Annotated in this window: 1 protein-coding gene; it reads left to right on the forward strand. The window is 74.3% G+C overall.

Going from position 1 to position 1,738, the window contains the following annotated elements; genetic code table 11:
• Positions 1-1,736: non-ribosomal peptide synthetase (locus Cba03nite_RS39325; RefSeq protein ID WP_203757659.1), on the forward strand; the 1,736-nt coding region annotated here is incomplete at its 5' end.
• Positions 1,737-1,738 lie beyond the last annotated feature (2 nt).

The raw sequence follows: 1,738 nt of genomic DNA on the forward strand, positions 1-1,738 counted from the left end.
TCAACGACACCGCCCGGCCGATGGACCGGCAGACCCTGGTCGACGTCGTCGAGGCGCAGGCCGTACGCACCCCCGACGCCGTCGCCGTCACCAGCGGCGACCGGCGGCTGTCCTACGCCGAGCTGAACACCCGGGCCAACCGCCTGGCCCACCTGCTGATCGAGCAGGGCGTGGCACCCGAGTCGTTCGTCGCGCTGCGGCTGGCCCGCGACGCCGACGCGATCGTCGCGCTGCTCGCGGTGCTCAAAGCCGGCGGCGCCTACGTGCCCGTCGACCCGTCCTACCCCGAGGACCGCATCGGCTTCATGCTCGCCGACGCCGCGCCCGTGCTCGTCCTCGACACGGTCGACAGCGCCGACGGCTACCCGGATACCAACCCGCGGGTGCCGCTGGAGCCCGAGCACCCCGCGTACATGATCTACACGTCCGGCTCCACCGGCCGCCCCAAGGGCGTCGTCGTCAGCCACGCCACGGCGGCCGACCTGACCGTGTGGGCCGCCGAGACCTTCGACGCCGACCAGCTGTCGCGCGTGCTGCTGGCCACCTCGCTCAACTTCGACGTGTCGGTGTTCGAGATCTTCGGCACGCTCGCCGCGGGCGGCAGCATCGACGTGGTCCGCGACCTGCTCGCACTGGCCGACAACCCCGACGAGCCGTGGACCGGCAGCCTCATCAGCGCCGTGCCCTCCGCCCTGGACCAGGTGCTCGGCGACAGCGGCGTCAAGGCGCACGCGGGCACCGTCGTGCTGGCGGGGGAGGCGGTCCCGTCCTCGCTGCTGCACCGCATCGCCACCATGCTGCCCGGCGCCCGGCTGGCCAACATCTACGGACCCACCGAGGCGACGGTCTACGCCACCGCCTGGTACGCCGCCGGCCCGGCCGACGAGGCGCCGATGGGCCGCCCGATCCGCAACCGCCGCGCCTACGTGCTCGACCAGCACCTGCGCCCGGTGCCACCCGGCGTGCCCGGCGAGCTGTATCTCGGCGGCACCGGCCTGGCCCGCGGCTACCACGCCCGGCCGGGCCTGACCGCAGGCCGCTTCGTCGCCGACCCGTACGCCCCCCAGTCGGGGGCGCGCATGTACCGCACCGGCGACGTCGTCCGCTGGCGGCCCGACGGCGAGCTCGACTTCGTCGGCCGCGTCGACCACCAGGTGAAGGTACGCGGGTTCCGGATCGAGCTGGGCGAGGTCGAGGCCGCGCTCACCGCCCTGCCCGCGGTCACCCACGCCGCGGTGATCGTCCGCGAGGACCGTCCCGGCGACCGGCGTCTGGTCGGCTACGTCGTCGGCGACGCCGAGCCGGCCGCGGTGCGGGCCGCCCTGGGCACCACCCTGCCCGAGTACATGGTCCCGTCCGTGGTCGTGCCGCTGCCGCGGCTTCCCCTGCTGCCCAACGGCAAGCTCGACCGCGCCGCGCTGCCCGCCCCGGACACCGCGAACGCCGGGGCCGGGCGGGCCGCCCGCAACCCCACCGAGCAGACGCTGTGCGACCTCGCCGCCGAGGTGCTCGGCGTCGACCAGGTCAGCATCGACGACAACTTCTTCGACCTGGGCGGCCACTCGCTGCTGGCCACCCGCTTCACCAACCGGGTCCGCAGCACGCTCGGCGCGGAGCTGTCCGTGCGGGCCCTGTTCGAGACACCGACCGTGGCCGGTATCGCCGCGAAGCTGACCAACAACGAACGGCCGCGCCCCGCGCTGCGGCCCATGCGAAACCGGAGGGACAACCCGTGATT

This window comes from Catellatospora bangladeshensis, assembly GCF_016862575.1.
GTDB lineage: Bacteria > Actinomycetota > Actinomycetes > Mycobacteriales > Micromonosporaceae > Catellatospora > Catellatospora bangladeshensis.